The organism is Parasediminibacterium schistidii (genome assembly GCF_046546515.1).
Taxonomy (GTDB): domain Bacteria; phylum Bacteroidota; class Bacteroidia; order Chitinophagales; family Chitinophagaceae; genus Parasediminibacterium.
This window is the reverse complement of record NZ_JBKHKJ010000007.1, coordinates 110,044-134,304: the sequence shown is the minus strand read 5'-3', so window position 1 is coordinate 134,304 and position 24,261 is coordinate 110,044. Positions and strand designations below refer to the sequence as shown.

Genomic DNA, 24,261 nt, shown 5'->3' with positions numbered 1-24,261 from the left:
AAGTAATTTTATATGTTAGGCAAGGATTGCTCCATAAATGGCAGCTACGCTGTTTTCCCATGTATGGGAGGATGCAAATATTTTTCTTTCTTCCTGTAAATGAATGGTATCGGTTGCCAAGGCATTTTCAATCAACGTTACATATTCTTCTTTTGTTGCCGCAAGATAAGTATGTTCTTTAAAAATGCTCATCGCTTCTGTTTTTGTGGCTACTACTGGCTTGCCTACGGCAAGGTATTCGTCTATTTTCCGGGGGTAGTTGCCAATGGTTACCTGACTTACTATCTGCGGGTTAATACATACGTCAAACGCATTGATATAAGCTGGCAAGTTGCTTGGATCTTTGCTACCTAGAAAATGCACATTGGAGGCTTTGTGCAAGACGCTCTTTTTAAAATCTCCGTCCTCTGGGCCAATTAGCACAATGCTCCATTCGGGCTTTGCTGCTGCTATGTGTGCAATTACATCAATGCTCAAGCGTAGGCTTTGCAACACGCCCACATAGCCAATAATAGGCTTGGGTATGCCTAGCATATCTGCTGGGGTAGTGGTTCCCCCGGCACGGGTAAACATTTCCAGCTCGCAGCCCTGACCTACATAAAACGATTTCGGGTTGTATTTTTTGCAATAATTGGTAAGGTAAGTGGAGTTGGCCACGCAAACATCACTTTTGGCAATTAACTCTGGCTCCAGTTTTTCGCCATGCGTTTTCCAGTAATCTACCGCCAGCATATAATCCCTTGAGTAATAAATGCTTGCGGCAGGTTTTAAATAGTCTTTAAGGTAAAAGCACCTGAACATATCATTGTCATTAAACAAAATAATATTCGTAAAACCTAGTTTTTCTGTTGCTTTTTTTATGGAAGCTGCAAAACGCTTGTTATTTATTTTGTTAAGCCATTCAAAAATGCCTTGGTTTTTTATCCAGTTGATAGATTCTATTATTTTGTCGGGAAACAGGTTCCACAAATTGTTTTGAAGGAGCACTAAACCATCTTCCTTTCCTTTAATTACCCGTTTCCTTTTTTGTATCCGTTCTTCCGCCTTGTGCTTGTATAACGTAATCCTATCCAATGGCGAGTTTACATATAGCACCCGGTTGTTCTTGCTCATTTCCACAGCAATGTTTTTGCAGTTGCTGCCAATTTCCACATCCCAAGGCTGTTGGCCAACAATTACAATGTCACGCCCGGTAATCAAAGGTTTATTCATGCAGTCGTTTATATCGATTTTATCAAGGTGTTGATGATTCTGATTGCTATTCCCCTAGTTTGCGTTTTAGCTCTTCTATCATGTGGAGGCTTTCTGCCAATATTTTGTTCTTTTCATTTAGCGCCTTTTTATTGGCATCAAGTTCTTTTTTTATTTCTTGTCTTTTTCCACTATCCTTTTTCTTTCTCCTCTATATTCTTGTCTTTCTCCGCCATGTAGGCATTCATTGTCCGCCATGCTTCTTGCTCTATATCCAGCTCCTAAGGAACTAAAAAACAATTTGCTTAATTAGTATCCAATACTAATTTATTATAGTTGTCATCTATACGCTTGGTAGTAACAATTAAGGCAGAAGCCAAGTAAAAATACACATTAGATGGGAACTGTACCAATGCCTCCTGCGGAAAATTGCCAATATTAAATATAAATATAACAAATGTTGCACCTAGGCAATACGATTTTAATTCCGGGTCTTGGATGCTATAATAATTGTTAATGCCTGTTTTTAAAATGGTAAAGATCATAATACAGAAAATAAGCAGCCCAATGGGACCTGCTTCCACCGTAGTCCTTACATAACCACTATCGGGCGGAAAATCGGACAAGTAAGTGCCGGGGGAGAATTTCTTGCCCCATTCGCCAGTGGAGCCAAGCCCACCCCCAATTGGGTGGCTCCAGATATAGGGCTTTATCCGTGCTTGGTTTATTTTCCTTACTTTATAAGAAGCATCATCATTTGGGCGGAATGCAGACTGGAAGCGGAGTATGTTTTGGTTGGATGTGGGCATAAAAATTAGCCCCACGATAAACAGAGCGGCTATTGATACAAAAATCAGGATTTTCTTGCTGTATTTAATAATGGCGTACAACACCAAAGCGGCAGGCACCAATGGGAATGCCCCCCTTGTGCCAGAAAAAATCATATTGAACAAACAAGAAAAAATAATAAAAAGTAGCAGCAACCTTTTTTTAGGCGATACAGGCCCTGTAAGCATCCCCACGCAAAGCATGGCTGCCGCCACCATGTTGTAAGCAAACGTAACAGGGTCTGAAAAAATAGAAAACTTGCGCCAATGCCCAGCTATGAAAAGCAATTGCATGATTAGCTCGCTGGAGTGCAGATAATCTTCCTCGAACTGGAAAAAACCAAAATATTCCTGTTTAAAGGCATACCATGCGGCAAACATGGAAAAAAATAGCCAAAATGCAATAATGCGTTTGATGAAATCTTTGCTGCGGATATTGAAAATAAAAATATAATAACTGATGGCTACCACGGCTATGGTGCGCACTGTATATACCCATGCAGCCCTGGAAGCGGCTGCCGGGTTGCCCACCTCTAAAATATTATAAACGATCCATACAGTAATGATGTTGGTTACAGGGCCTTTAAGCAACTGCCATTGTTTCTTTTTCTTTTGCTGTATAAAAAAATTGAGCGTAAACAATAGCAACATGCCATCCATCAAAGTGCCTAGTGGGAAATTTACGCCTAGCCTAAGCAAAAACATAATGGCGTAGGCAAGGGTAATATAGCTAAGTATGCCAAACTGGGGAACCATTACTAAGGAATAAATAAGAGGGGGGATTATCAATGCCCCAATAAGCAGTACTGCTATTACAAAGCCCTTTGTGGCAATTAGAAAAGCAAAAAAAAGCGATGCAAGCGTAAAACAAATGAAGCCAAATGGGTTTAGCATTTTTTCAAATAGCACCCACCGCCTTAGCGTAGCGGCAAATGTTTGCCATTTGCTAGGTATATGTGGGCTAACGGGTATTTGAAAATTGTTCATCATACAGAGGAAGGGAGTATCATTTTTAAGAATAGCAACACTAATATCATCAATATAAAATAAATGGCCACTTTGCGGGTAACTGCAGTTATTTTTTGTTGGCTAGCCGCATCTTTCTGTTTTTTATATTGTAGGGTTGGGTCTATGCGCATAATACATTCATTATTTTAGTAACAATTACTATACACACGTGTAATTTCTTTTTCAAAATTATTTCAAAATTTATAAAAGCAAAATAACTGCAAATTTGCTTTGAACAAATTTAATGTCAAAACGTTAAATTGTAGTAGAAATTATTAGCGAGGCAATACAGTTCAAATAAAATGTACTAATGTTAGAAAATCTTCATCAAAACTTGCTATTTTGGCATTTTTTATACCACTCATTTAAGGGGTTTGCCGCTCATAATTATTTTCTTTCCTTTGTACCATGACAATGATGCCATAATGAAAATAGTTTAACATGAAAGATTTATCAGCCCTTATTGCTACGCTTACAAAAATGCGTGTAAACATAGAAGGAGTTATGAAACCAATTGGCCTTGCCTTGCACCTGCCAGAATTGGAGCCAATATATTGTTTTGTGAAGCAACCTCAAAGCGAAGTGTATAAAAAGTAAAAATTGGTAGCATAATATTGTTTTTATTTAGTCATGTAAAAAAATAATGGTTATTCTAAATTTAGTGTGAGGATTATTCAGGCTATATTTAATAATTTGTATGAAAATTATTGATTATCAATAGAATATTAGCATTATGCTTGGAATTCTATCCTTAAAAACCTATATATCAATCCTTTTCTCACACTAAATTTAGAATAACCAAAATAATTTATAAAGTTTGTGTTTGTGTTTTTTTTGATTGTACAACATAGCCGCCGGGTATCAACCAGGGGGCTTTTTTTATTTTGTACTGCGCCCTATTTATAGCTACAAAGACACGAAAGCGCAAAGGCAGCACTAGCAAGAAAAAAGAAAAGATTATATACTTCGTCTTGCCTATTCACTTAAAACTTTGTGCCTCCTTTTGCTTTCATACCCTTGTTCCTATCCTGCTTTATTCCACAACTACTGTTAGCTTTTGAGAATCCTCGCCTTCATAACTCAACCAAATTGTGTATATGCCTTTGTTTAAATGCAAGTAGCGTGAATAGGAGTATTGGTTTTCCCCAACGGCTTTGTTTTCTTTAACTGCCACCATTTTGGTATCAGGGGTGCTGTACAATGATTGCCCGTTTTGCATTAAAAACAAATGGCCAGGAACGATGGGTTTATCGGAAGCAACCGAAAGGCTCAAATACAAGTCTTTTGATTCTTTAACATACAGCCTACCACTGTCTGCCAAATCGTTTACATCATAAACAGGGCATTGCCAAGCTATTGTTATATTACTGGTTTTCTTCCCTTTTCCTAATTCATTTTTCAGTTTATTGCCATACCCATAAAAAGGCTGTTGCCATTTTTGGGCAGTTGCTTTTGAAAGGGAATCGTCTTTCGCTGCTTCTTGGTATTGGCCACTTAGGAAATAGGCATACCCCCTTGCGTTGTATGCTGCAGAAGGGTACTCTGTTTTTTGAATGGCATTTGTAAAATCAGCAATCGCTTCTTGGGTATTGTGGCTTGCCAAATAGCATTTGCCCCTGCACAAATAGGCCGCTGCATCGTTTTCGCTGAAATGTATAGCAGAGTCCATGTCATTTTTTGCAGCTTCCCAATTGCCTGTTTTTTCAAACAGCCTGCCCCGGAGATAATAGGCAAAATCATTTTCAGGGTTCATCAGAATTGCCTTGCTTAGGTAGGCAAATGCGGAATCTTCCTTATTTTCAAAAGCGGCAATATAGCCTTTGCCACACCATGTGAGCGCATATATGCCTGGTATTTTTCGATTGTACTCAAAGCATTTGGCTGCTTCATCGTACCTGCCCAATCCTATTTTGAGAAAGCCTTTTACACTGTACGCATCACCATATCTCAATAATTTATTCACGATAGATGTATCCCACTTTCCTGCTTTGGCCTGGTCTAATAGTTTGCTTTCTGAAATGTTGTTTTTAAGATGCCTATACTGTGAAAGCTGGTCTGGGTCTTTTTGGATAGATTTATCTATTAGTGCCAGTGCTTTTGTATAATTGTACCTATTGGCATATATAAATGCCTCGTTAGCATAAGCTGTGCAATGCAGGGCTTCTTCCAAAGTTAGGCAGCTATCGTAGTCTTGCAAGGCCTCGTCATGCAGGTTAAGCCGTTCTTTTACAATCGCCCTGTTGTTATAGGCACAGGCAAACTTCTTGTTAAGTGCAATACATTTATTGTATGCCTCCAATGCCTTGGCATCCTCTTTCATGCTTGAGGCAATATAGCCCAACTGATAATAGCTGTAACTATATTTTGGGGCAATTTTAATGGCGGCATCCAGCTTTTCCAAAGCAAGCGTATTGTTGCCCATTTCAGAAAGGGCAGAGGCCATTATATTATAAGCAAAAGGGTTTTTCGGGTTGTCTTTTATGTTTTGCTTGCATATTTCAATCGCTTCCCCGTATTGTTTGTTTTCAATGGCTGTATATGCTTGTTTGTTTTGCCTTACGCTGGCAACATCAGCACAACTTGCTAATAGGAATGTGGCAATAGTAAAATAGAAAGCATTGGCGAGTTTTGCAGGCATAAATAGTTGTTTTTTATGATAACAAATATAAAGGCATATATCCACAAGGATATGATTTTGACTAATTCTTTTTGGGAGGTGCTGGTGAGTGCCTACCTAGTATTTCGTTCAACCTTGATGGTGCAAAGCTAAAACTTTATCACCCATTTCAGGGGCATTGCCCGCTTGGTTTGGCTGGCTTTTGGCGCACTCAATTTAATTTTCATGCATTTATCATTGTAACTCATTGAAATACAGTGCTTTTATGTTTTTAAAGATGAGTGTTTTGTGAGTGAAAAGTGAGTGTTTTTTGAGTGTTTTGTGAGTGATTTGTGAGTGCTTTTTGAGTACGGATCTAGTTCATAATGACGTTTTTTTTGTTTGTTAAAATTTGTCCCACGGGGCAGTGAACCAAGGCTAGCGCAACTTTAGGGATTGAACCAACGAAAACAAGGGAAGACATACTACAAAGTTGGGATTGATTTGGGACCTGTACAAAAGGGCAATCCTATATGGGGGAAATATGTCCCCATGAGTGTCCCAAAATGCCCCCATGATGGGGGAATTATGAGTTATGGAATCAACGTCGGAACTTACCGAAAGTTACGCGCCATAGGCAGCGCACCAGCAACACTATTTTTGGGGTGGACTAGCGGGGAATTACCATGACAGATATGTACTCACCAGCACGCTAAAAACAGAATTAGCCATAATTTGGGCTAATTCTGTTTAATAAAAATTTTAGAGTCAAGGGCTTTGATCATTAAAATTACAGAACTCATTTAATTAGTGGTTAATTACCAATGCAACAAAAAAGCGATGGCTTCATTAGCTATCTCGGAGTCATCGCCTTGTGGGGTAGCCAATAATATTTCCGTGAACAGGTTTACTTTTTTCAATTCAATAAAGCCCAGTTCGGGATAATTATGGCTTTTTAAAATATTGGTAGGCACAATGGAAGTGCCCAGCCCATTTTTCACCAATTGGATGATGGAAGAAATATTGTTTGCCTCGTGTACTACTTTCGGAATAAACCCATAAAAAGCACATATTTCTAATAGCGAATTGTAATAGTTGGGTGCATATTCTTTATTGAAGAACACAAAGGTTTCTTCTTTTAATTTCCCAATTTCATCTTCGGAGGCCAGGTTTATTTTTTGTTTATTGAACACTACCGAGAAACTGTCCCTAAACCAAGGCGTGCCTTTAATTTTCGGGGAATATAGTGGTGCTCTAATAATGCCCAAATCTATTTCGCCTTGCTCCAAAGAAGCTATCTGGCTGGCAGTAGGCATTTCGTATAACCTAAAATTGACAAAGGGATATTTATCGGATAAAAATTTTATCAACTCTGCTATATCACCCGAAAAGGTAGAACTGATATAGGCAATCCTAAACTCACCGCTAACACTTTTACTAATCTTTTGTGTTTTCAAGGCTATATTATCCAAGTTTTGTAGGAGTTGCCTTACTTCTTTTTCAAAGTATTTTCCAGCTTCTGTCAGTTGTACCCTTTTATTGTTACGGTCAAAAAGGCGGGCGTTTAGCTCGTCTTCCAATTCCTTTATTTGTCGACTTAGTGGTGGTTGGGATATGAATAGCTTTTCAGATGCTTTGATAAAGCTCAGTTCTTCTGCCAATGCAAGGAAATATCTTAAATGCCTCAATTCCATAAATACCTATAAAGTATTGATAATTGACAAAGTAAGTATAATATCGTCATATATGTATGCTATACATTTGCAACACAAACGATTTGTTTACTACATAAATGTGGCAAAAAGACAGATATTTGCAAACCAATTTAAAAACGAAAAAAATGAGCAATAATAAAAGTACCTTGTTCGACAAAGTGTGGGATGCCCACGTGGTGCGCAAGATTGAAGATGGCCCAGATGTATTTTTCATCGATAGGCACTTCATCCACGAAGTAACCAGCCCGGTAGCTTTTTTAGGTTTAGAAAGCAGGGGTATTGGTGTAATGTTCCCCAAGAACACTTATGCTACTGCCGACCACAACACACCTACTATCAACCAGCATTTGCCAGTAGCGGATCCCTTGTCTGCCAACCAGTTACATGCTTTAGAAAGCAACTCTGCTAAATATGGTATTTCGCATTGGGGTTTGGGTAATCCTAAAAATGGTATCGTGCACGTGGTAGGACCAGAAAACGGCATCACTTTGCCGGGCATGACCATTGTTTGTGGCGATTCTCACACTTCTACCCACGGTGCTTTTGGTGCTATTGCCTTTGGTATCGGTACTTCTGAAGTAGAAATGGTTTTGTCTTCACAATGTATCATGCAGCCGAAGCCATTGAAAATGCGCATCAACGTGAATGGCAAACTAAGCAAAGCCGTTACGCCAAAAGATGTTACGCTTTATATTATTGCCCAATTGACCACGGCAGGTGCAACAGGCTATTTTGTGGAATATGCAGGCGATGTTTTTGAAAACATGAGCATGGAAGGCCGTATGACCGTTTGCAACATGAGTATAGAAATGGGTGCAAGAGGCGGTATGATTGCCCCGGATGAAACTACCTTCAATTATATCAATGGCCGTGAAAAAGCACCAAAAGGCGAGGCATGGGACAAGGCTTTGGCTTATTGGAAAACATTGAAAACAGACGAAGGTGCAACCTTTGATAAAGAATATTCGTTTGATGCTGCCAATATAGAACCAATGATTACCTACGGCACCAACCCAGGCATGGGCATGGGCATCTCCAAGCATATCCCTAAAGCTTTAGATTTAGCAGGTGGCGTGGCTACTTACCACAAATCTTTGGCCTACATGGGTTTTGAAGAAGAAGAAGCCATGATTGGCAAAAAGGTAGATTACGTGTTTATTGGTAGCTGTACAAATGGCCGTATTGAAGATTTCAGGGCTTTTGCATCTATTGTAAAAGGAAGGAAAAAAGCAGACAATATCACCGCTTGGATAGTACCAGGTTCGCACATTGTGGAGCAACAAATAAAAGATGAAGGCATATTAGATATTTTAACCGAAGCTGGTTTTTCTTTGCGCCAGCCGGGTTGTTCTGCATGTTTGGCTATGAACGACGACAAAATACCTGCGGGTAAATATGCCGTAAGCACCAGCAACAGAAACTTTGAAGGAAGGCAAGGGCCAGGTAGCCGCACATTGCTGGCCAGTCCATTGGTTGCCGCTGCTGCTGCTGTTACTGGTTTTGTAACCGACCCAAGGGAGTTAATGGCTTAGGTGAGGCAAGGAGGATTTTTACACTTTGTGTCCTTTGCGAAAAAACTTTGCGCCCTCTGCGGTTAAAAAATCAATTATTCATTATTAATTATCAATTGAAAAAATGGCTTACGATAAATTTACGGTTTTGAAAAGTACGGCTGTACCATTGCCGATAGAAAATATAGATACCGACCAAATAATACCTGCTCGTTTTTTGAAAGCAACAAAACGTGAAGGTTTTGGTGATAACCTGTTTAGAGACTGGCGTTACAATAACGACAACACCCCTAAGCAAGATTTTATTTTAAATAACCCTATTTACTCCGGTAAAATATTGGTTGGTGGGCACAATTTCGGTAGCGGTAGCAGCCGTGAACACGCTGCTTGGGCTATTTATGACTATGGATTCCGTTGCGTGGTTTCCAGTTTTTTTGCGGATATTTTCAAAGGCAACTCCATCAATATTGGTATTTTGCCAGTAATGGTAACCCCTGATTTTTTAGAAAAAATATTCAAGGCCATAGAAGCCGATCCTAAAACAGAATTGGAAATCAGTCTGCCTGAACAAACCATTACCCTTTTGGCAACTGGTGATAGTGAATCTTTTGATATCAATGGTTACAAAAAGCACAACTTATTGAATGGCTTTGACGATATTGATTACCTGCAAGCCATGAAGGAAGAAATATTGACTTTTGCAGAAGCGAAAGCAGTGTAAGGCAATAGGCAAGTAGGCAAAGAGTTGAGCCAATTTATAGAGTTCAATACATTTTTATTAAGTAACTTTTTTTGTGCTACTTTCTGTCTTTGCGCCTTTGTGGCAACTAATTAATAAAGAAATTTGAAAAATTTGCAACGTCATATAGAAGTAATGGATACCACCCTTCGGGATGGGGAACAAACCAATGGGGTATCTTTTTCCGCTTCTGAAAAATTAACCATTGCACAGCTTTTGCTTACCGAAGTAAAGGTTGATAGGATAGAAATTGCCTCTGCCCGGGTATCGGAAGGTGAATTTCAGGCAGTGAAGAAAATTACCAACTGGGCTGCTACCAATGGCTTCCTAGACAGGGTAGAGGTATTGACTTTTGTGGATGGTGAAACATCTGTAAACTGGATGCTGGATGCCGGGGCAAAAGTGATGAACTTGCTTACCAAAGGTTCCTTAAACCATTTAACCCATCAGCTAAAGAAAAAGCCAGAAGAGCATTTTGCAGACATAGCCAAAGTGATTGCGCTAGCAAAAAGCAAAGGCTTGGAATGCAATGTGTACCTAGAAGACTGGAGCAATGGTATGCGCCATTCAAAAGAATATGTATTGCAATACCTAGATTTTTTGCAGTATCAACCTGTAAAAAGGGTTTTATTGCCCGATACACTAGGTGTTTTAATTCCTTCGGAAACGTTTGAATATATATCGGAACTTGCAGCAAGATACCCACAATTGCATTTTGATTTCCATGCACATAATGATTATGATTTAGGCACGGCCAATGTACTGGAAGCTGTAAAAGCTGGTGCTAAAGGCTTGCACCTTACCATTAATGGCATGGGCGAAAGGGCTGGCAATGCCCCATTAGCTAGTGCTATAGCGGTGTTGAACGATTATGTGAAGGATGTAAAAACTTCTGTTGAAGAAAAATCATTGTACTCCGTTAGCAAACTGGTAGAAACTTTTTCAGGTTTCCGCATACCAGCCAATAAACCTGTGGTTGGGGAAAATGTTTTCACCCAAACGGCGGGCATACACGCCGATGGCGACAAAAAGAACAATCTGTATCACAACGATTTGATGCCCGAACGCTTTGGACGCCAACGCAAATATGCCTTGGGCAAAACCAGTGGCAAGGCAAATATTGAAAACAACTTGCGGGAACTAGGGATACAACTAAGCGATGACGACTTAAAGAAAGTTACCCAACGCATTATTGAGTTGGGCGATAGGAAAGAGATAGTTACCCCAGCCGATTTGCCATACATTATTTCCGATGTATTGGACAGTTCTACCATTATAGAGAAAGTGCAAATACAGAATTATGTGCTTACTCATTCCAAAAACTTGCGCCCTTCGGTTACGTTGAAAGTAAGCATAAACAATGAGTTGTTTGAAGAACATGCCCAAGGCGACGGCCAGTACGATGCTTTTGTAAATGCACTAAAGAAAATTTACAAACTAAAAAAAATAGAACTGCCTGTTTTGACTGATTACGCAGTGCGTATACCACCTGGAGGGCAGTCTGATGCGCTTTGCGAAACCATCATTACCTGGCTGCACAACGGAAAAGAATTCAAAACCCGTGGGCTTGATAGCGACCAGACTGTTGCGGCTATAAAAGCAACGGAAAAGATGTTGAATATAATCTAAACAGGCAATGGGGCAAAGAGTTTATCGTTGCGAGTATTAATAATAAGAGAGAAGAAGAGTTAAATTAAAAAACAAAGAGAATATTTATAAATTAAAATAGCATGTTACAAATAAAAGTTATAAGGACTTGATTGTGTGGCAGAAGGCTATTGCAGTGGTAAAAAAATATATTTAGTAACACAATTATTCCCAAAAGAAGAATTGTTTGAGCTTAACAGCCTCTTAACTCCTTGTATTCGGGTTCTTTGCATGCTAGCCTGTAGCCTGTGAATTCAACTAGCACAGATAGCAATGGTGGATGCCCAAAGCTATGTTGTGGTGAAATATTCCCTGTAAAGCTTATATACATTTTTTTGTTTTAAAATTATGGCTTGGAGAGGTAGTAATTGGGCGCTGAAAGATACCCTCTACAATGTAATGAAACTAAACAACTAATAAGATACAAATTTCGTAGGGGTATGCTACTTTGCGGTCTAGATATGTTAATGGGACACACCTATAACGACGGGATGATTGCATTTTAATCTGTATTTCTTCATATACTCATCCAACTTTTATTAAAGCCCAGGTGGAAGGATATATCTCTAGCGGAACCTGTGTTCCAATTCGCCAACCCAAGAAATGCTGAGGAGCTATCACCTTTTTTTGGGGATTCTTATTTAAATAGGCTGCCCACCAACTAAACGTACTATTTGCTATTATACATATATCTGCATGAAGCATATGCTGGAAATCAATAATTTCATCGTCATACGAAATATATTTAAACGGTAAATAGCCAAACTCCTCTTCTATCCCCGATTGGTCATCAGAAATAAAAATAAAAAAATGGTTCACCCGATTCAATTCTTTAATTGCATTATGGTAATAGGAAAATGGAAGCGATAAATCTGCCCCACCCAAATTCCTATTTTCCATACCTATATAATCTGTTTTTCTTATATGTATGGTTACAATTATTTTATCATTAGGAAACTGAACTTTATACCTTTTGTAAGAATAAGCTACTTCTTTTTTTAAGGAAAACAGTTTTTTTATATCTTCAGCACAATGGCTAAAATAATTTTCAGACTGATAAAAACCTACATAAAGCCTGTTATCAATTAAATTTTTTAGGAATGCCTTTGCAGGCAAGTTATCATATTCTAATACCATTTCATTTCTAAGTAATATAAAATTGGCTAATTGATAATACACTCTCCGTAAGTGGTACTGAAAAATATTTTTATAGCCCTTTATCGAAAATACAAATCTGTCGAGTGGATAATGCAAATCCTTTTCAATTTCAAAATAGTTATACAGCTTGAACACTTCTATTCCTTTATCAATATAAAAATTTGCTTGTAATTTTTTTGATGCTGAATATATAAATGCATATTGAAACATTTGGTTTCCTAAACGACCCTCAATTCTTACAGCTATCATATAAATGGTTATTTTTAAGCCTACAATTTTGAATAATAAAAATGATAATGCTTATGTTACAGGTTAAATAAATTATCGAAAAACTGATTTATTTAGTGAGTCAATTATTAAGTTAGTAATATTTTCTGCCCCCTCCCTAAATAAATGTGTTGCATCGCAATATTGGCTTATTGGAATATGTATATTTTGAATATCAATGAAAGCGTTGCCGAATCTCTTTTTTAAAACTTTAGAAACCGCTTGATTTTGAATAATATTTTGGGCGGATTGCAAATTGGGCCTGCAAGGCAGATAAACTAAAATTAAATTTATTTTTCTTTGTTTGCAAACAATGCCTAAGGTATTAACACTATTATAAAAATAACCAAAGCCAGTAGTGTCTTGATAAGTGTCCCATCTTTTTTTGCTAATTTCAAAGCCTTCATGGTCTAGTTGTGCAGAACCAAATTCATCAAACGCAATTGATTCGTAGGAATTGGTGATGCTAGAAAATCTGTATCTATAGTGTAAATCTTTTGAAAAGGTGTTGAAATTAAATTTATTAATCACACCCCAATACTTTATTAGTTTATTGCCATTTAAATATGCATCTGTTGCCTTAAAGTCAATGTTTACATCTGCCTTCCCAAAATCAATATTATTAAATGCTATAAAAATGTATTTAAGCTTATTGTTTTTTATTAGGTTTAAAAACTCGATAGTTTGCACTGGTTTAAAACCCCAGGAAGAAATGTTATAAACACATTCATTGGTCCTGTTCGCAATAATTTTTCCTGAAATATCATTTAGGCTCATGGACGACCCCGCAATGAGAAAAGTGCAGCTTTTGAAATTATGTGAAATTGGCATCTGATCTAATTTTGCTTTAAAGCATATTGAATTAGATACATTATTGAAAGGTATCACCTTATATGACAGTTGGCGTAAGTCACTGAAATTAGAAATCAATATTTTAATAATTACACTTACAAGGGCAATGGTAATTATTAAAAGGCTTTTTATTAATAGCTTCTTCATGCATTAAAATTGAAAATAGATAAATTGGCGTTCTTCAAAAACACCAAGCAATACAATAGCAGCTACTATACCTAAATAAATAATCCACCGAACCTGGGTAGGTTTTCTAATAAAAAAAGCACCAATATTTATTTTGCTTTGTAGGTAATGGATTGTTTCTAGAAACAAGATTAATAAAAGGGAACAAATAAAATAGCCTTTCCCAAACTCCATGAATTCCCAAATGGGGACATGCGTTTTAAGTTTATGTATTAAGCTTGGTATGCCAGTGAATATATGCGTTGAAATATAAATGGCAGAGTTTATATCATTTGCCCTAAAAAATATCCATGCAAAGGCAATCAATAAAAAGGTGATTATCGTATCCAAAAAAGGTACATTGTCAATATACATTTTTGTGCTAATTTTTCCCCTTATATTTTTAGTAGCTAGTGCAAAAACCAAATAAAAGCCATGCAGGGCACCCCATACAACAAATGTCCAATTGGCCCCATGCCAAAGACCACTCACTAAAAAAACAATAAACAGATTAAAATACCAGCGGGGGATTGAAACCCTATTGCCCCCAATGCTGATGTATAAATAATCCCTAAACCAGGTTGATAATGAAATGTGCCACCGTTTCCAAAATTCACTGATACTTTTTGATTGGTATGGGTTGTTAAAATTAGTCATTAGGGTAAAACCCATAATCCTTGCCGTGCCAATGGCCACATCGGAATAGCCAGAAAAGTCGCAGAAAATTTGAATGGTAAAAAATACAGTAGCAACAATAAGGCTAAAACTGTTATAATGGTGTGGGTTATTATAAACAGCATCTACCAAGGTTGCCAACCTATCTGCAATTACCACTTTCTTAAAAAGACCCCATGCCATTAGCCTTAGCCCGCTGGTAACTCTGTCATAGTTAAAATCGAATTGCTCCCTAAACTGGTGCAATATATTCTGGGGCCGCTCTATCGGGCCTGCAACAAGCTGGGGGTAAAACATTACATATAAAGCGTAAATGCCAAAATGTCTCTCTGCCTTTTGGTTTGCCCTATATACTTCTATGGTATAACTCATTGCCTGAAATGTATGGAAAGAAAGCCCAATGGGTAATAGGATTGATAAATAAGGAATAGGATTGGTTTTGCCAAAGGCATTAAAAAAATAAGTAAGGTTGCTGTTTAAAAAATTGTAGTATTTAAAAACGGCAAGCACACCAATATTGGCAATCAAACTAAAAATTAAATATAGCTTACGCCTGTGTCCTTTTGCATTTTCAATATAAATGCCAGCAAAATAGTCTATCAGAATTGTAAAACCTAAAATTAATATATAAATAGGCACAAATGCCATATAAAAATAACAACTACTAAGTAATAGCAATAGCCATCTGTTTTTATATGGGATAGCGAAATAAAAAGTAGTTACAATAATAAAAAAAACAAAAAAATGTATAGAATTAAAAAGCATAATTAATCAGATTGTTACATTTCGTATTTTAATCAATTCCTTTATAATGTTGTGGCTACTCTCGCGAGGTTCTTTGATGAGCAACAAATTTATGTGTATAATTAGTTAGTCTAAATTGGTTGCTCCAATTTTTTGTTGCCAACCCATAACATTCCATTTATTTGATAATCTTTATATAATAATAATACGCATTTCAAATTTTCATTAATGCTTAACTAACCACTACCCTTTTTTTTAGCATCAGTATTGATGTTTGAGGCACGACTATAATGAAAATACTGAATATTGTCTTTAAGATACAGTATGGTTATAAAAAAGCGTTGTAACCAGTGTTTTTTATTATACGATGCTTACAAGTTAAAAACTGCCTTTTTTAATAGGTACAAGTGATGAACTAAAGCTAAACACTTGCGCTAGTAAGTAAGTTTTTTTGGCAACTTTGATTAGCAAAAAAAGTTGCAGCTAATCACTTAACTGCAACTTTTTATCTCTAAACCTTAATTTATTTCCCCTAATACCTCAATAGCTTGTCAAGCCTCTTTATCACTTTATCTACCGTAGGCAGCATTGCTGCTTCTAGGATAAGGTTGGTAGGCACGGCAGGCAGGTTCAAAGCCCCAATTACCTCTACCCTTGCATCTAGGAAATGGTAGCAGCTGTTGGATATGCGCAGGGATAGCGATTCTGCAAAAGAATTGTTTTGCTGTTCCTCGCTTAGCACTATCACTTTGCCGTGGCGGGTGGCCGCCTCAAATACCATTTCTTCATCAAGCGGGAACAATGTCCTTAAATCTATGATTTCTACTTGGCCGGGATATTTTTTCGCAGCGGCTTTTGCCCAATATACCCCCATGCCGTAAGTAATGATACAAGCGGTGTCCCCTGTTCTTATATGAGCAGCCTCGGCAGCTTGCACTACCCTTGCTTTGCCCAGCGGGAATATATAATCTTTTGAGGGCTCTGGCATTCTTGCTTCTTCCGTACCAGGCATTTTGCTCCAGTATATGCCTTTGTGCTCTAGCATTACCACAGGGTTTGGGTCATAGTAAGCGGCTTTCATCAGCCCTTTCATGTCTGCGGCATTAGATGGGTAAGCAACTTTTATGCCTTTGATAGACAGCAATGTACTTTCTACACTACCACTATGGTATGGGCCACCGCCGCCATAAGCGCCTACTGGCACCCGCAAAACCACGCCTACTGGAAACTTGCCATTGGTAAGGTAGTTGGATTTTGAAACCTCGCTTACCAACTGGTTGAAGCCTGGGTAAATATAATCGCCAAACTGCACTTCCACTATGGGCTTCACGCCCATGGCAGACATGCCCACGGTACTGCCTACTATGTATGCCTCTTGTATTGCGGTGTTGAACACACGCTTGTCGCCAAATTTTTCAGCAAGGGTTGCGGTTTCCCTGAAAATGCCACCTAGCCTCCTGCCCACGTCCTGACCATACAAAACCGCCTCGGCATGGTCTTCCATTATTTCCTCTATTGCATGTAGGGCTGCATCTACCATCATTACCTGCTCGCTTCCCTTAGGGCTTCTTGTGCCTTTTTCTTCTGTTACTGGTGTAGGCGCAAAAACATTGTCTTCCACGCTTGTAGCATCTGGTTCCTCTGCTACAACTGCTTTGTCAAAAGCATCTGTTACCGTTCTTTGCGCATCTGCCTCTGTTTCATTAATATCATGGTCATTAAAACCTGCACTGTTTAGCAATACCCTCATTTTGGGTAAAGGGTCGTACAAGCCATGCCTTAGTAAATCTTCCCTGTCACGGTAAAATTCGCGGCGTATGCTGTTGGTATGGTGGCCTAGCAATGGCACACGGGCATGTACAAGCACTGGCTTACGTTCTACCCTTGCATAAGCAATGGCTTGCTGCATGGTCTCGTAGCTGCGCATAAAATCGCTGCCATCGCATTGCATTCTGTGTAGCCCCTTGAAGCCAGCCGCATATTCAAAAGCAGTGGACGTGCGTGTTTCCTCTGCGGTAGCACTAGTACCCCATTGGTTGTCCTGTACTAAATATACAATAGGCAGTTGCTTTAAAACAGCAAATTGCAATGCTTCGCTTACCTCGCCTTCGGTTACGCTGCCATCACCCATAGAGCAAAGCACAATTGGGCATTCGCCGTTCTCGCCTTTTTTCAGCAAGGCAGAATGGGTGGTTTCTAAAAACTGCAATCCATGCGCAAGCCCGGTGGTGGGTATCGCTTGCATACCCGTGGCACTGCTTTGGTGTATGATAGACGGCCGAACGCCATCTTTGTTGCTTGGGTGGCTGTAATAAGACCTCCCACCGGAAAATGGGTCATCTTTTTTAGCCAGCAGTTGCAATATCAGCTCATGCTCCGTGAAGCCGAGCGAAAGTAACATGCTGTCATCCCTGTAATACGGGCTTACCCAGTCGCATGGCAATAACTGTATGCCAGTGGCTATCTGTATAGCTTCGTGACCCCTAGAGGTAGAATGCTCGTAAATACAGGCTTGCCTGTTGGCTTCAAATGTATCGCCCATGGCTTTTGCCGTAACCATTAGCCGGTATGCTTGTAATAATGTATCTCGGTTCAGCATGGCAGAATACTTTTTGTTTTCAAAATTTTTGTTTTAATCGTGTTAAAGGGTGCTATTTTATTTCCAGTTCAAAAACGCTTGTTTCTTCAATAAATCCTTCCAACTTGTCGCCAGGCATGCATTCGCCCACACCCGCTGGGGTGCCGGTAAAAACCATGTCGCCTATGTTTAAAGAGAAATAATTAGAGATGTGGGCTATTACTTGGCTGAAAGAAAAAATCATGTCCTTTGTATTGCCCCGTTGAACAACAAGGTCATTTTGCTTCAGCGAAAAAGAAACGGGCTTTTTGGCATTATCGGGCGTAATGTCTATCCAGTTGGCTACAACAGCAGAATTGTCCCAAGCTTTTGCTTTTTCCCAAGGCAGGCCTTTTTTCTTTAGCTCGTTCTGTATGTCCCTTGCCGTGAAATCAATACCCAATGAAAAAGCATTGTAGTATTTAGAGGCCTGGCGTTCTTGCACATAGCGGCCATTCTTGCATATACGCAGCACTACCTCGGCCTCGTAATGAAGCTCGTTTGAAAACTCAGGGTAATAAAATGGTGTATGTGCCTGTAACAAAGCACTTTTAGGCTTCATGAAAATGACAGGCTCCTCGGGCACGTCGTTCCCAAGCTCCTTTGCATGATCAATATAATTCCGCCCTACACAAAAAATCTTCATGGTAGTAGTATTAAAATAGTAATTATATAGCTGCAAATGCACCCCTTTTTGAAGTGGCTGTTGCTAGACCCTGCTACATATATTGTATTCCACTACTTATAAACTGTTTTTGTATATGATTTATTGTGTAAAGGCTAAATTATTTATGAAATTCATGGTTTTTTCTATGCCAATGGTGGCAAATTGCTCAATAGCCTCGGTACACTTGTCTATTTTCTGGATAATGAGGGGGCGTTCCTCCGGGAACCATTTGCCCAAAACAAATTCTACCTGCATCCCTTTGGGGAACTGGCTGCCGATGCCAAAGCGTAGTTTTGGGTACTTGTCTGTGCCTAGTGTTAGTTGTATGTCCCGTAACCCATTGTGCCCTGCATCGCTGCCAGCGGCACGCAGTCGCAGCTTGTTGATGGGCAGGGCAAGGTCATCTACTATGGTTAGTGTATTTTCAATGTCTATGTTTTCTTTTAGCTGCCAGTATTTAAACGCTTTGCCGCTTAGATTCATGTAGGTAGTAGGCTTGATGCAAATAAACACCCTGCCTTTCCACTTTACCTCGGCTTTGTATGCCAGTCTGTCCATTTGAAAAAAGCCATTGTGTTTTAGCACAAATGCATCTAGCACATCAAACCCAATATTGTGACGGGTGTGGTTGTATTCTGTGCCTACATTCCCTAGCCCTACAATCAAAAACTTGCTCATGCGGCAAATGTAAATAAGTAGTCGTAAGTAATAAGTAGTAAGTCATAAGTAGTAAGTAAAAATGGTTTAGCTACTCGTTTTGCTATTTAACTGCCCTTGTTACAAATAATCTTTACGGTTTATCAATCAATACCTTTAGCAACCCTGAAATTTCCTTCGCATAAGCCATTACCATTGAATGGCCGCCGGTGGGTATGGTATAATTAGGGTTCTTGATAAGGTAATAAGGCAGCAGCCTATCGGCCTTGCCATGTATATGGGTAATGTTCGGGGGAATAACATCATTGCCCCATTGCATAATGGCTTCTATCACCCATTGGGAAAATGGAATGTCTGTATCCTGGATAATTTGCCAGAGTAATTTCTTCCCTTTTTCTGTTTTTGCACCTAGCATCCAGCAAAAGAAGCGGAATGCGGGACGGGATTTGGTAACGCTCCCTGGCATCCATTTGTATATGGGGAAGTATTTGCCAAGCCGCAGCCAAAAAGGGAACTCACTAGCTGTTTTGTTGCTGGAAATAAGGATGGCTTTTAGTGTTGGGTCGGTCTTTGCCATTTCGGTTGCCAACATCCCACCAAAGGACAGGCCAACTAGAATTGGGTTGGGTTCGGTAATAACTGCTTTTAACCTACCAGCATAGCTAGCCATTGTTTCCTTCGGCAGTGGGACAATCCATTCTATAAAAATAGGCTTGCAAAAAGACAAATTTAAAAAAGCAAATGCCCTTTTGTCTGCCCCTAAACCAGATATGAAATATACAGTTTGCATATTATATTGTGGTATTGATGTTTGGCATTTTACTTCCGAAGGCTTTTGTATATTTTTATCGCACACATCAATATTGCCATAAAACTAACCAGCCCTGCCAAGCCCCATATCAAACTAATGCTTTGCTTTACCACTACCAGCATTACGATGGCTATTAGGAAAATGGTAGCCACTTCGTTCCAAACCCTTAGCTGCTGTGAACTGTATTTGAAAATGCCATTTACTTGCTGCTTAAAAATAATATGAAGCGAAAAATGGTACGCATAGAGAAAAATAACAAATATTAATTTTATCAGCAGCCACCTGCCCTGTTCTTCAAAAACAACATTGTTCCAGCCGCCCATGAATAAAACAACAGGGCCAAAAATGAGTGTGAGTATAGCCGATGGCCAAGTAATGCCATACCAAAGCCGTTTCATCATGATGGTAAACTGTTGCTGTAGTATTTGTTTTACAGCTTCTAGTTTCTCTGCTGCTTCAACGTTGTAAATAAAAAGGCGGGGCATATAAAACATGCCCGCAAACCAGGTTACGATAAATATAATGTGCAATGCCTTGAAATATTCGTACATGGGGCAAAATTTACTTGTATGCAAAATAGCGCTTGCCTAGCAAGGCAATATAACCCTAAAAAGAACGGGTGCATAAAAGTTTTTCGCTTTTTAGTAAAAAAATCACCGTAACACAACCCTGATCCCATCCGGCTTCTCTTATCCTAAAAGGCCGGAACAAACTTTCCTACGGGAGAGGGAGCAAAAAGATGGAGTGCAAAACGAGAACACTTATACTATTATTTTTACTGTTTTTTTATTAAAATAGTTTCAGTTTTTCCATTTTGGGTCTTTTTTCCACTTTTGCCGTTTTTCAAAAATTGCTTTCGCTTATTTAAACCATTGATTATCAACAATATCTGAAAAAAATTGTGCGTGATTCGTGCGTGTTTTGTGCGTACTTTTTGAGTGATTTGTGCGTATTTTGTGAGTGATTTGTGAGAAAAAGTGAGTGCTTTGTGGGTGATAAACGCAACACCAATTTTAGCACTACAACTATTTTAATATTAGCAAAAAAAGAACTACGATACTTCTTCCTGGAAACTAGCTTTGTAAATGCTTTGTATCAAGTGCGTTTACCCTACAAAGATAAGTTTTTTTTTAATAGGCCCTGTTTTTGAGGGTGCATAAAAGAACAATATGGATAGCAACAGCATAAGATTTCCGCCACTAAGGCACGATGTAACGTTTTCAAAATAACTTTCCCCAAATGTTATTTTGAAAACGCAAAGCACACTAAGCGATCAAACGCAGAGAATCGCAAAGTTTTTACGCAAAGGCTATGCTTTTAAGATAAACCCTTTCACTTTAAGGAAGCAAAGAAACGTTTGTCTTGCTTTTTCTTCTTCCCTTAAAACTTTTTGCCTCTTCGTGTTTTTGTGCCTTTGTGGCTATTTCCTCCTCTTTGCCCCCTTGCCTATTGCCTCTTTGCCTCCCCTCTACTTATACTGCATTACTGGGTGCCTCTCAAATGGTTGCACAGACTCGTCAAAAATGTAGCGATAGGTAACTAAATGGCGGCTTTGCACGCCATTTAACCCCTTGTAAATATTAATCATCCTTGGGTTCCAGTCGCCAGCCCAGCCCATTTCATATTCATTGTACCATCCTTTATTTTGAACAACCAACGCAACTTCCTGTATTATAAAGCTATCCACGCCAATAGCTTGGAATTTTGGCACTACGCCAAAAGCTAGCCCAGTGGCTTTTTTGCAATAGCCCCGTTTTTTCATCCATAACAAACGCAGCTTTTCTATAATCCCCAGCTTTCCATTAAAATGCTTGAAATATTCGTTGATGTCAGGGATATTGATAAACATGGCAATGGGGTCTTCTTTGTAATAAGCAAACCAAACCAGCCGTTCGTCCATAACCGTTTTCATTTGTTTAAACAGGCTTAGTATATCTTCCTGGGTTATTTCTTTTGCTTCGCCATGCTGTGCCCAAGCAGCATTGTAAACCGTTGCAAAGTCCCCTGCATATTTTTCCAGCTTGTCGAGCGTTAAATGCCTTGCTGAGTATTCTGGCTTTGCTTTAAACTTTGCATGGCGCTCTATTATTTTATCTGGGAATGGGGCATCTACCTCCATGGTATAATAATACTGGTTGTAGTAATTTTTAAACCCATAGCCCTCTACCAACTGCTGGTAATATGGTGGGTTGAAGGACATACCATACACAGGCGGCTTGTTAAACCCATCTATCAAAAGCCCCCACCATTTGTCCCTGTCGCCAAAATTAATGGGGCCATCCATTGCTTCTGCACCTTGTTCTTGCAACCATTGCTTGGCTGTATCAAACAGTAGGTTGGCAGCATCTTGGTTGTTGGCACAATCAAAAAAGCCAACTGCCCCGGTAATAAAATCAGTACCCCTGTTAATGTACCTTTCATTTATATAAGCGGCAATGCGGCCAATGGTTTTTCCATCACCCCCAACAACTATCCACCTTTTGGCATCGCCGTGCTTAAAGTTTTTATTGTGTTGCGGGTTAAAGGTTTCCTTCACTTCCTTGTCCAGCGGGCGGATAAAGCAGGGGTTGCCCTTATTAAGCGTTGCATTTATTTCAATAAATTCCTTTTCGGTAACACTGCTGTTTACCTCTATTATTTGCATATAATGGTATTTGGATGTTTGTTGCTACAACTGTTCCATTTGCTCGTTTACAAATACCATCAGATTTTTGATATATGCTGGCGACAAGTCTAATTTCAACCCTGCTGTTTCGTACAAAACAGGCAATGTCTTGGTTCCGCCAAGGGTTAAGGCATTAATATAGTTTTGCAAAGCCTGCTCTGGGTTGTTTATATACTGCATCCATAAACCTATAGCGCCTAATTGGGCTATGCCATATTCTATGTAGTAAAATGGCACTTCAAACAAGTGCAGCTGCCGCTGCCACCCTATTTCACGGTATAATTCAAGGCCTGAATAATCAATGGCATCCGTAGAAAATTCATTTAGAATTGATAACCATTGCTTAGTCCTTTCTTCTGGGGTATGCGAAGGGTTTTCATATACCCAATGCTGGAACTTATCTATAATGGCTATCCAAGGGAAAATGGTAATCGTACGCTCTAGTTGATGCTCCTTTGCACGTTTCAGGTCGTCTGCATTGCTAAAAAAGCTATCCCAATGGCTCATGCTGAGCAATTCCATGCTCATGCTGGCTACTTCGGCTATTTCCATTGGGTATTCTTTAAAAGCGCTCAATTCCAGCCCGTGCGACAAAAAAGAATGGATGGCATGTCCGCCTTCGTGCACCATAGTGGTTACGTCGCTCATTTGCCCAGCAGCATTCATAAAAATAAATGGTGCACCGCTTTCTGTAAGTGGGCAGTTGTACCCCCCGGGTGCTTTGCCCTTCCTGCTTTCCAAGTCAAAATGTTTCAGTTCATCCATCTTGCGGAGGCAGTCGGCAAAAAATGGGTTTAATTTTTCAAAACAGGCTTCCGATTTTGCCAATAAATCATTACCATTAGTAAAAGGTTTCAATGGGGTGATGCCCGCAGGTTCTGCTTCTGTGTCCCAAGGTTTCAGGGTATCTAGGCCTAGCTTCTTTCTTTTCTTTTCGTATATTTTACTTATTAGGGGCAGCACATGCAGTTTCACAGCTTCGTGAAACTGGTAGCAATCTTCCTTGGTATAGTCGAACCTGCCTAGTTCCACAAATTTATAATCTCGATAGTTGTCAAAGCCTGCATTTAGTGCTACTTGGTGGCGTTTACCAATTAATTGGCTATATAGGTCGTGCATGGCTGCTTTGTCGTGCAAGCGGCGTTCCTGTATTTTCCGGTATACTTGTTCACGCAAAGCCCTGTCTTCATTTTCTAGGAATTTAGCAGCTTGCTGCAAGGTATATTCCTGACCATTTACTTCCACGGTCATTTTGCCAGCAATCACGCCATACTGCTGCTGCATCACGCTTAACTCTGCTTGAAGCGGTATGTTTTCTTCCCGGAACAAGTCGATATTCTTTTTAACGCTGCGGATGTAGGTAAAAAACTGATCCTGATCTAGGTCTTTGGTAAAGGGCGATGCGATTAATTTCTTGTTCAGCGCATCTGCATAAGGCTGTAGCTTGGGCTGTATCTCCATGCAGAAAAAAGTAAAGGAGTCTTCTAGTGCCTTGTTGGTAGTGTCGCAAGTCATTTTTATTTGCCTCCAGCAGGCATCCTCGCTTACTACGGCTTCTATTTCGCTAATGTCTTTCAGCCACTGTTCCAGGCTTTCCTTGCAGTCAATTTCCCTTTCCAGTAACAATTTAAAAAAGGGTTCTAGCTCTTCCCATGTGGTTACTGTAAAATCCTGCGGCACAAAATGCCTTTCCAATTTTTGTATATCTGCGCTTAATGCCATTGCTTATATATTTTTGTGGCGGCAAAA

The 24,261-nt window shown here is 39.3% G+C and carries 19 protein-coding genes; 4 read left to right on the top strand and 15 right to left on the bottom strand.

Annotated elements, in window-relative coordinates:
• Positions 1–15: 15 nt before the first annotated feature.
• From ACHFIY_RS06145 to ACHFIY_RS06135, 3 genes are all read right to left on the bottom strand, one after another.
• Positions 16–1,212, bottom strand: coding sequence for a glycosyltransferase (locus tag ACHFIY_RS06145; RefSeq protein WP_410845186.1), 1,197 nt, complete (start codon positions 1,210–1,212; stop codon positions 16–18).
• Between the two features lie 284 nt (positions 1,213–1,496).
• Positions 1,497–3,008 carry an O-antigen ligase family protein gene (locus tag ACHFIY_RS06140; protein ID WP_410845185.1) on the bottom strand — a complete coding sequence of 504 codons (1,512 nt, stop codon included), beginning with the start codon at positions 3,006–3,008 and terminating at the stop codon, positions 1,497–1,499.
• Positions 3,005–3,157, bottom strand: a complete 153-nt coding sequence (locus ACHFIY_RS06135; protein ID WP_410845184.1) for a hypothetical protein — start codon at positions 3,155–3,157, stop codon at positions 3,005–3,007. Before ACHFIY_RS06135 ends, ACHFIY_RS06140 begins: the two co-directional genes overlap by 4 nt.
• Positions 3,158–3,467: 310 nt before the next feature.
• Here ACHFIY_RS06135 and ACHFIY_RS06130 point away from each other — a divergent pair, with 310 nt between their 5' ends.
• A complete protein-coding gene (locus ACHFIY_RS06130; RefSeq protein WP_410845183.1) occupies positions 3,468–3,623 on the top strand; it encodes a hypothetical protein in 156 nt (51 codons plus the stop codon).
• Positions 3,624–4,059: 436 nt separating this feature from the next.
• On the opposite strand, the gene ACHFIY_RS06125 is transcribed toward ACHFIY_RS06130, so the two are convergent.
• Both ACHFIY_RS06125 and ACHFIY_RS06120 read right to left on the bottom strand, forming a co-directional pair.
• A complete protein-coding gene (locus ACHFIY_RS06125; protein ID WP_410845182.1) occupies positions 4,060–5,664 on the bottom strand; it encodes a tetratricopeptide repeat protein in 1,605 nt (534 codons plus the stop codon).
• A 776-nt stretch (positions 5,665–6,440) separates the two neighbouring features.
• Positions 6,441–7,316, bottom strand: coding sequence for a LysR family transcriptional regulator (locus ACHFIY_RS06120; RefSeq protein ID WP_410845181.1), 876 nt, complete (start codon positions 7,314–7,316; stop codon positions 6,441–6,443).
• A gap of 146 nt (positions 7,317–7,462) precedes the next feature.
• Between ACHFIY_RS06120 and leuC the strand changes: the two genes are divergently transcribed.
• The 3 genes from leuC (at position 7,463) to ACHFIY_RS06105 (ending at position 11,216) form a co-directional block, all read left to right on the top strand.
• Positions 7,463–8,869, top strand: a complete 1,407-nt coding sequence (gene leuC, locus ACHFIY_RS06115) for a 3-isopropylmalate dehydratase large subunit (protein ID WP_410845180.1) — start codon at positions 7,463–7,465, stop codon at positions 8,867–8,869.
• A 103-nt stretch (positions 8,870–8,972) separates the two neighbouring features.
• Positions 8,973–9,569 carry a 3-isopropylmalate dehydratase small subunit gene (gene leuD / locus ACHFIY_RS06110; RefSeq protein ID WP_410845179.1) on the top strand — a complete coding sequence of 199 codons (597 nt, stop codon included), beginning with the start codon at positions 8,973–8,975 and terminating at the stop codon, positions 9,567–9,569.
• Between the two features lie 123 nt (positions 9,570–9,692).
• Positions 9,693–11,216 (top strand): alpha-isopropylmalate synthase regulatory domain-containing protein, encoded by a 1,524-nt coding sequence (locus tag ACHFIY_RS06105; RefSeq protein WP_410845178.1) that lies wholly within the window; start codon positions 9,693–9,695, stop codon positions 11,214–11,216.
• A 543-nt stretch (positions 11,217–11,759) separates the two neighbouring features.
• Here ACHFIY_RS06105 and ACHFIY_RS06100 read toward each other — a convergent pair.
• The 10 genes from ACHFIY_RS06100 to ACHFIY_RS06055 form a co-directional block, all read right to left on the bottom strand.
• Positions 11,760–12,641, bottom strand: coding sequence for an alpha-1,2-fucosyltransferase (locus tag ACHFIY_RS06100; RefSeq protein WP_410845177.1), 882 nt, complete (start codon positions 12,639–12,641; stop codon positions 11,760–11,762).
• 72 nt (positions 12,642–12,713) lie between these two features.
• On the bottom strand, positions 12,714–13,658 hold the full coding sequence (locus tag ACHFIY_RS06095) for a hypothetical protein (RefSeq protein WP_410845176.1): 945 nt from the start codon (positions 13,656–13,658) through the stop codon (positions 12,714–12,716).
• Between the two features lie 3 nt (positions 13,659–13,661).
• On the bottom strand, positions 13,662–14,999 hold the full coding sequence (locus ACHFIY_RS06090) for an MBOAT family O-acyltransferase (RefSeq protein WP_410845212.1): 1,338 nt from the start codon (positions 14,997–14,999) through the stop codon (positions 13,662–13,664).
• Between the two features lie 628 nt (positions 15,000–15,627).
• The gene (locus ACHFIY_RS06085; RefSeq protein ID WP_410845175.1) at positions 15,628–17,694 is read right to left on the bottom strand and encodes an alpha-ketoacid dehydrogenase subunit alpha/beta; all 2,067 of its coding nucleotides are present in this window, start codon (positions 17,692–17,694) and stop codon (positions 15,628–15,630) included.
• 52 nt (positions 17,695–17,746) lie between these two features.
• Entirely contained in the window at positions 17,747–18,358 is a 612-nt protein-coding gene (locus ACHFIY_RS06080; protein ID WP_410845174.1) for a fumarylacetoacetate hydrolase family protein, read from the bottom strand.
• Positions 18,359–18,478: 120 nt separating this feature from the next.
• Positions 18,479–19,057 carry an aminoacyl-tRNA hydrolase gene (gene pth / locus ACHFIY_RS06075; RefSeq protein ID WP_410845173.1) on the bottom strand — a complete coding sequence of 193 codons (579 nt, stop codon included), beginning with the start codon at positions 19,055–19,057 and terminating at the stop codon, positions 18,479–18,481.
• Between the two features lie 112 nt (positions 19,058–19,169).
• On the bottom strand, positions 19,170–19,826 hold the full coding sequence (locus ACHFIY_RS06070) for an alpha/beta hydrolase (protein WP_410845172.1): 657 nt from the start codon (positions 19,824–19,826) through the stop codon (positions 19,170–19,172).
• Between the two features lie 29 nt (positions 19,827–19,855).
• Complete coding sequence (locus tag ACHFIY_RS06065; RefSeq protein ID WP_410845171.1) at positions 19,856–20,398, bottom strand: CopD family protein; 543 nt, start codon at positions 20,396–20,398, stop codon at positions 19,856–19,858.
• Between the two features lie 917 nt (positions 20,399–21,315).
• Positions 21,316–22,491, bottom strand: a complete 1,176-nt coding sequence (locus tag ACHFIY_RS06060; protein ID WP_410845170.1) for a hypothetical protein — start codon at positions 22,489–22,491, stop codon at positions 21,316–21,318.
• A 24-nt stretch (positions 22,492–22,515) separates the two neighbouring features.
• Entirely contained in the window at positions 22,516–24,234 is a 1,719-nt protein-coding gene (locus ACHFIY_RS06055; protein WP_410845169.1) for a M3 family oligoendopeptidase, read from the bottom strand.
• Between the last annotated feature and the right edge of the window lie 27 nt (positions 24,235–24,261).

Coding starts and splice junctions, on each gene's coding strand:
- ACHFIY_RS06145 (WP_410845186.1), bottom strand. CDS start 1,212: ATGAATAAACCTTTGATTACCGGGCGTGACATTGTAATTGTTGGCCAA.
- ACHFIY_RS06140 (WP_410845185.1), bottom strand. CDS start 3,008: ATGATGAACAATTTTCAAATACCCGTTAGCCCACATATACCTAGCAAA.
- ACHFIY_RS06135 (WP_410845184.1), bottom strand. CDS start 3,157: ATGCGCATAGACCCAACCCTACAATATAAAAAACAGAAAGATGCGGCT.
- ACHFIY_RS06130 (WP_410845183.1), top strand. CDS start 3,468: ATGAAAGATTTATCAGCCCTTATTGCTACGCTTACAAAAATGCGTGTA.
- ACHFIY_RS06125 (WP_410845182.1), bottom strand. CDS start 5,664: ATGCCTGCAAAACTCGCCAATGCTTTCTATTTTACTATTGCCACATTC.
- ACHFIY_RS06120 (WP_410845181.1), bottom strand. CDS start 7,316: ATGGAATTGAGGCATTTAAGATATTTCCTTGCATTGGCAGAAGAACTG.
- leuC (WP_410845180.1), top strand. CDS start 7,463: ATGAGCAATAATAAAAGTACCTTGTTCGACAAAGTGTGGGATGCCCAC.
- leuD (WP_410845179.1), top strand. CDS start 8,973: ATGGCTTACGATAAATTTACGGTTTTGAAAAGTACGGCTGTACCATTG.
- ACHFIY_RS06100 (WP_410845177.1), bottom strand. CDS start 12,641: ATGATAGCTGTAAGAATTGAGGGTCGTTTAGGAAACCAAATGTTTCAA.
- ACHFIY_RS06095 (WP_410845176.1), bottom strand. CDS start 13,658: ATGAAGAAGCTATTAATAAAAAGCCTTTTAATAATTACCATTGCCCTT.
- ACHFIY_RS06090 (WP_410845212.1), bottom strand. CDS start 14,999: ATGGCATTTGTGCCTATTTATATATTAATTTTAGGTTTTACAATTCTG.
- ACHFIY_RS06085 (WP_410845175.1), bottom strand. CDS start 17,694: ATGCTGAACCGAGATACATTATTACAAGCATACCGGCTAATGGTTACG.
- ACHFIY_RS06080 (WP_410845174.1), bottom strand. CDS start 18,358: ATGAAGATTTTTTGTGTAGGGCGGAATTATATTGATCATGCAAAGGAG.
- pth (WP_410845173.1), bottom strand. CDS start 19,057: ATGAGCAAGTTTTTGATTGTAGGGCTAGGGAATGTAGGCACAGAATAC.
- ACHFIY_RS06070 (WP_410845172.1), bottom strand. CDS start 19,826: ATGCAAACTGTATATTTCATATCTGGTTTAGGGGCAGACAAAAGGGCA.
- ACHFIY_RS06065 (WP_410845171.1), bottom strand. CDS start 20,398: ATGTACGAATATTTCAAGGCATTGCACATTATATTTATCGTAACCTGG.
- ACHFIY_RS06060 (WP_410845170.1), bottom strand. CDS start 22,491: ATGCAAATAATAGAGGTAAACAGCAGTGTTACCGAAAAGGAATTTATT.
- ACHFIY_RS06055 (WP_410845169.1), bottom strand. CDS start 24,234: ATGGCATTAAGCGCAGATATACAAAAATTGGAAAGGCATTTTGTGCCG.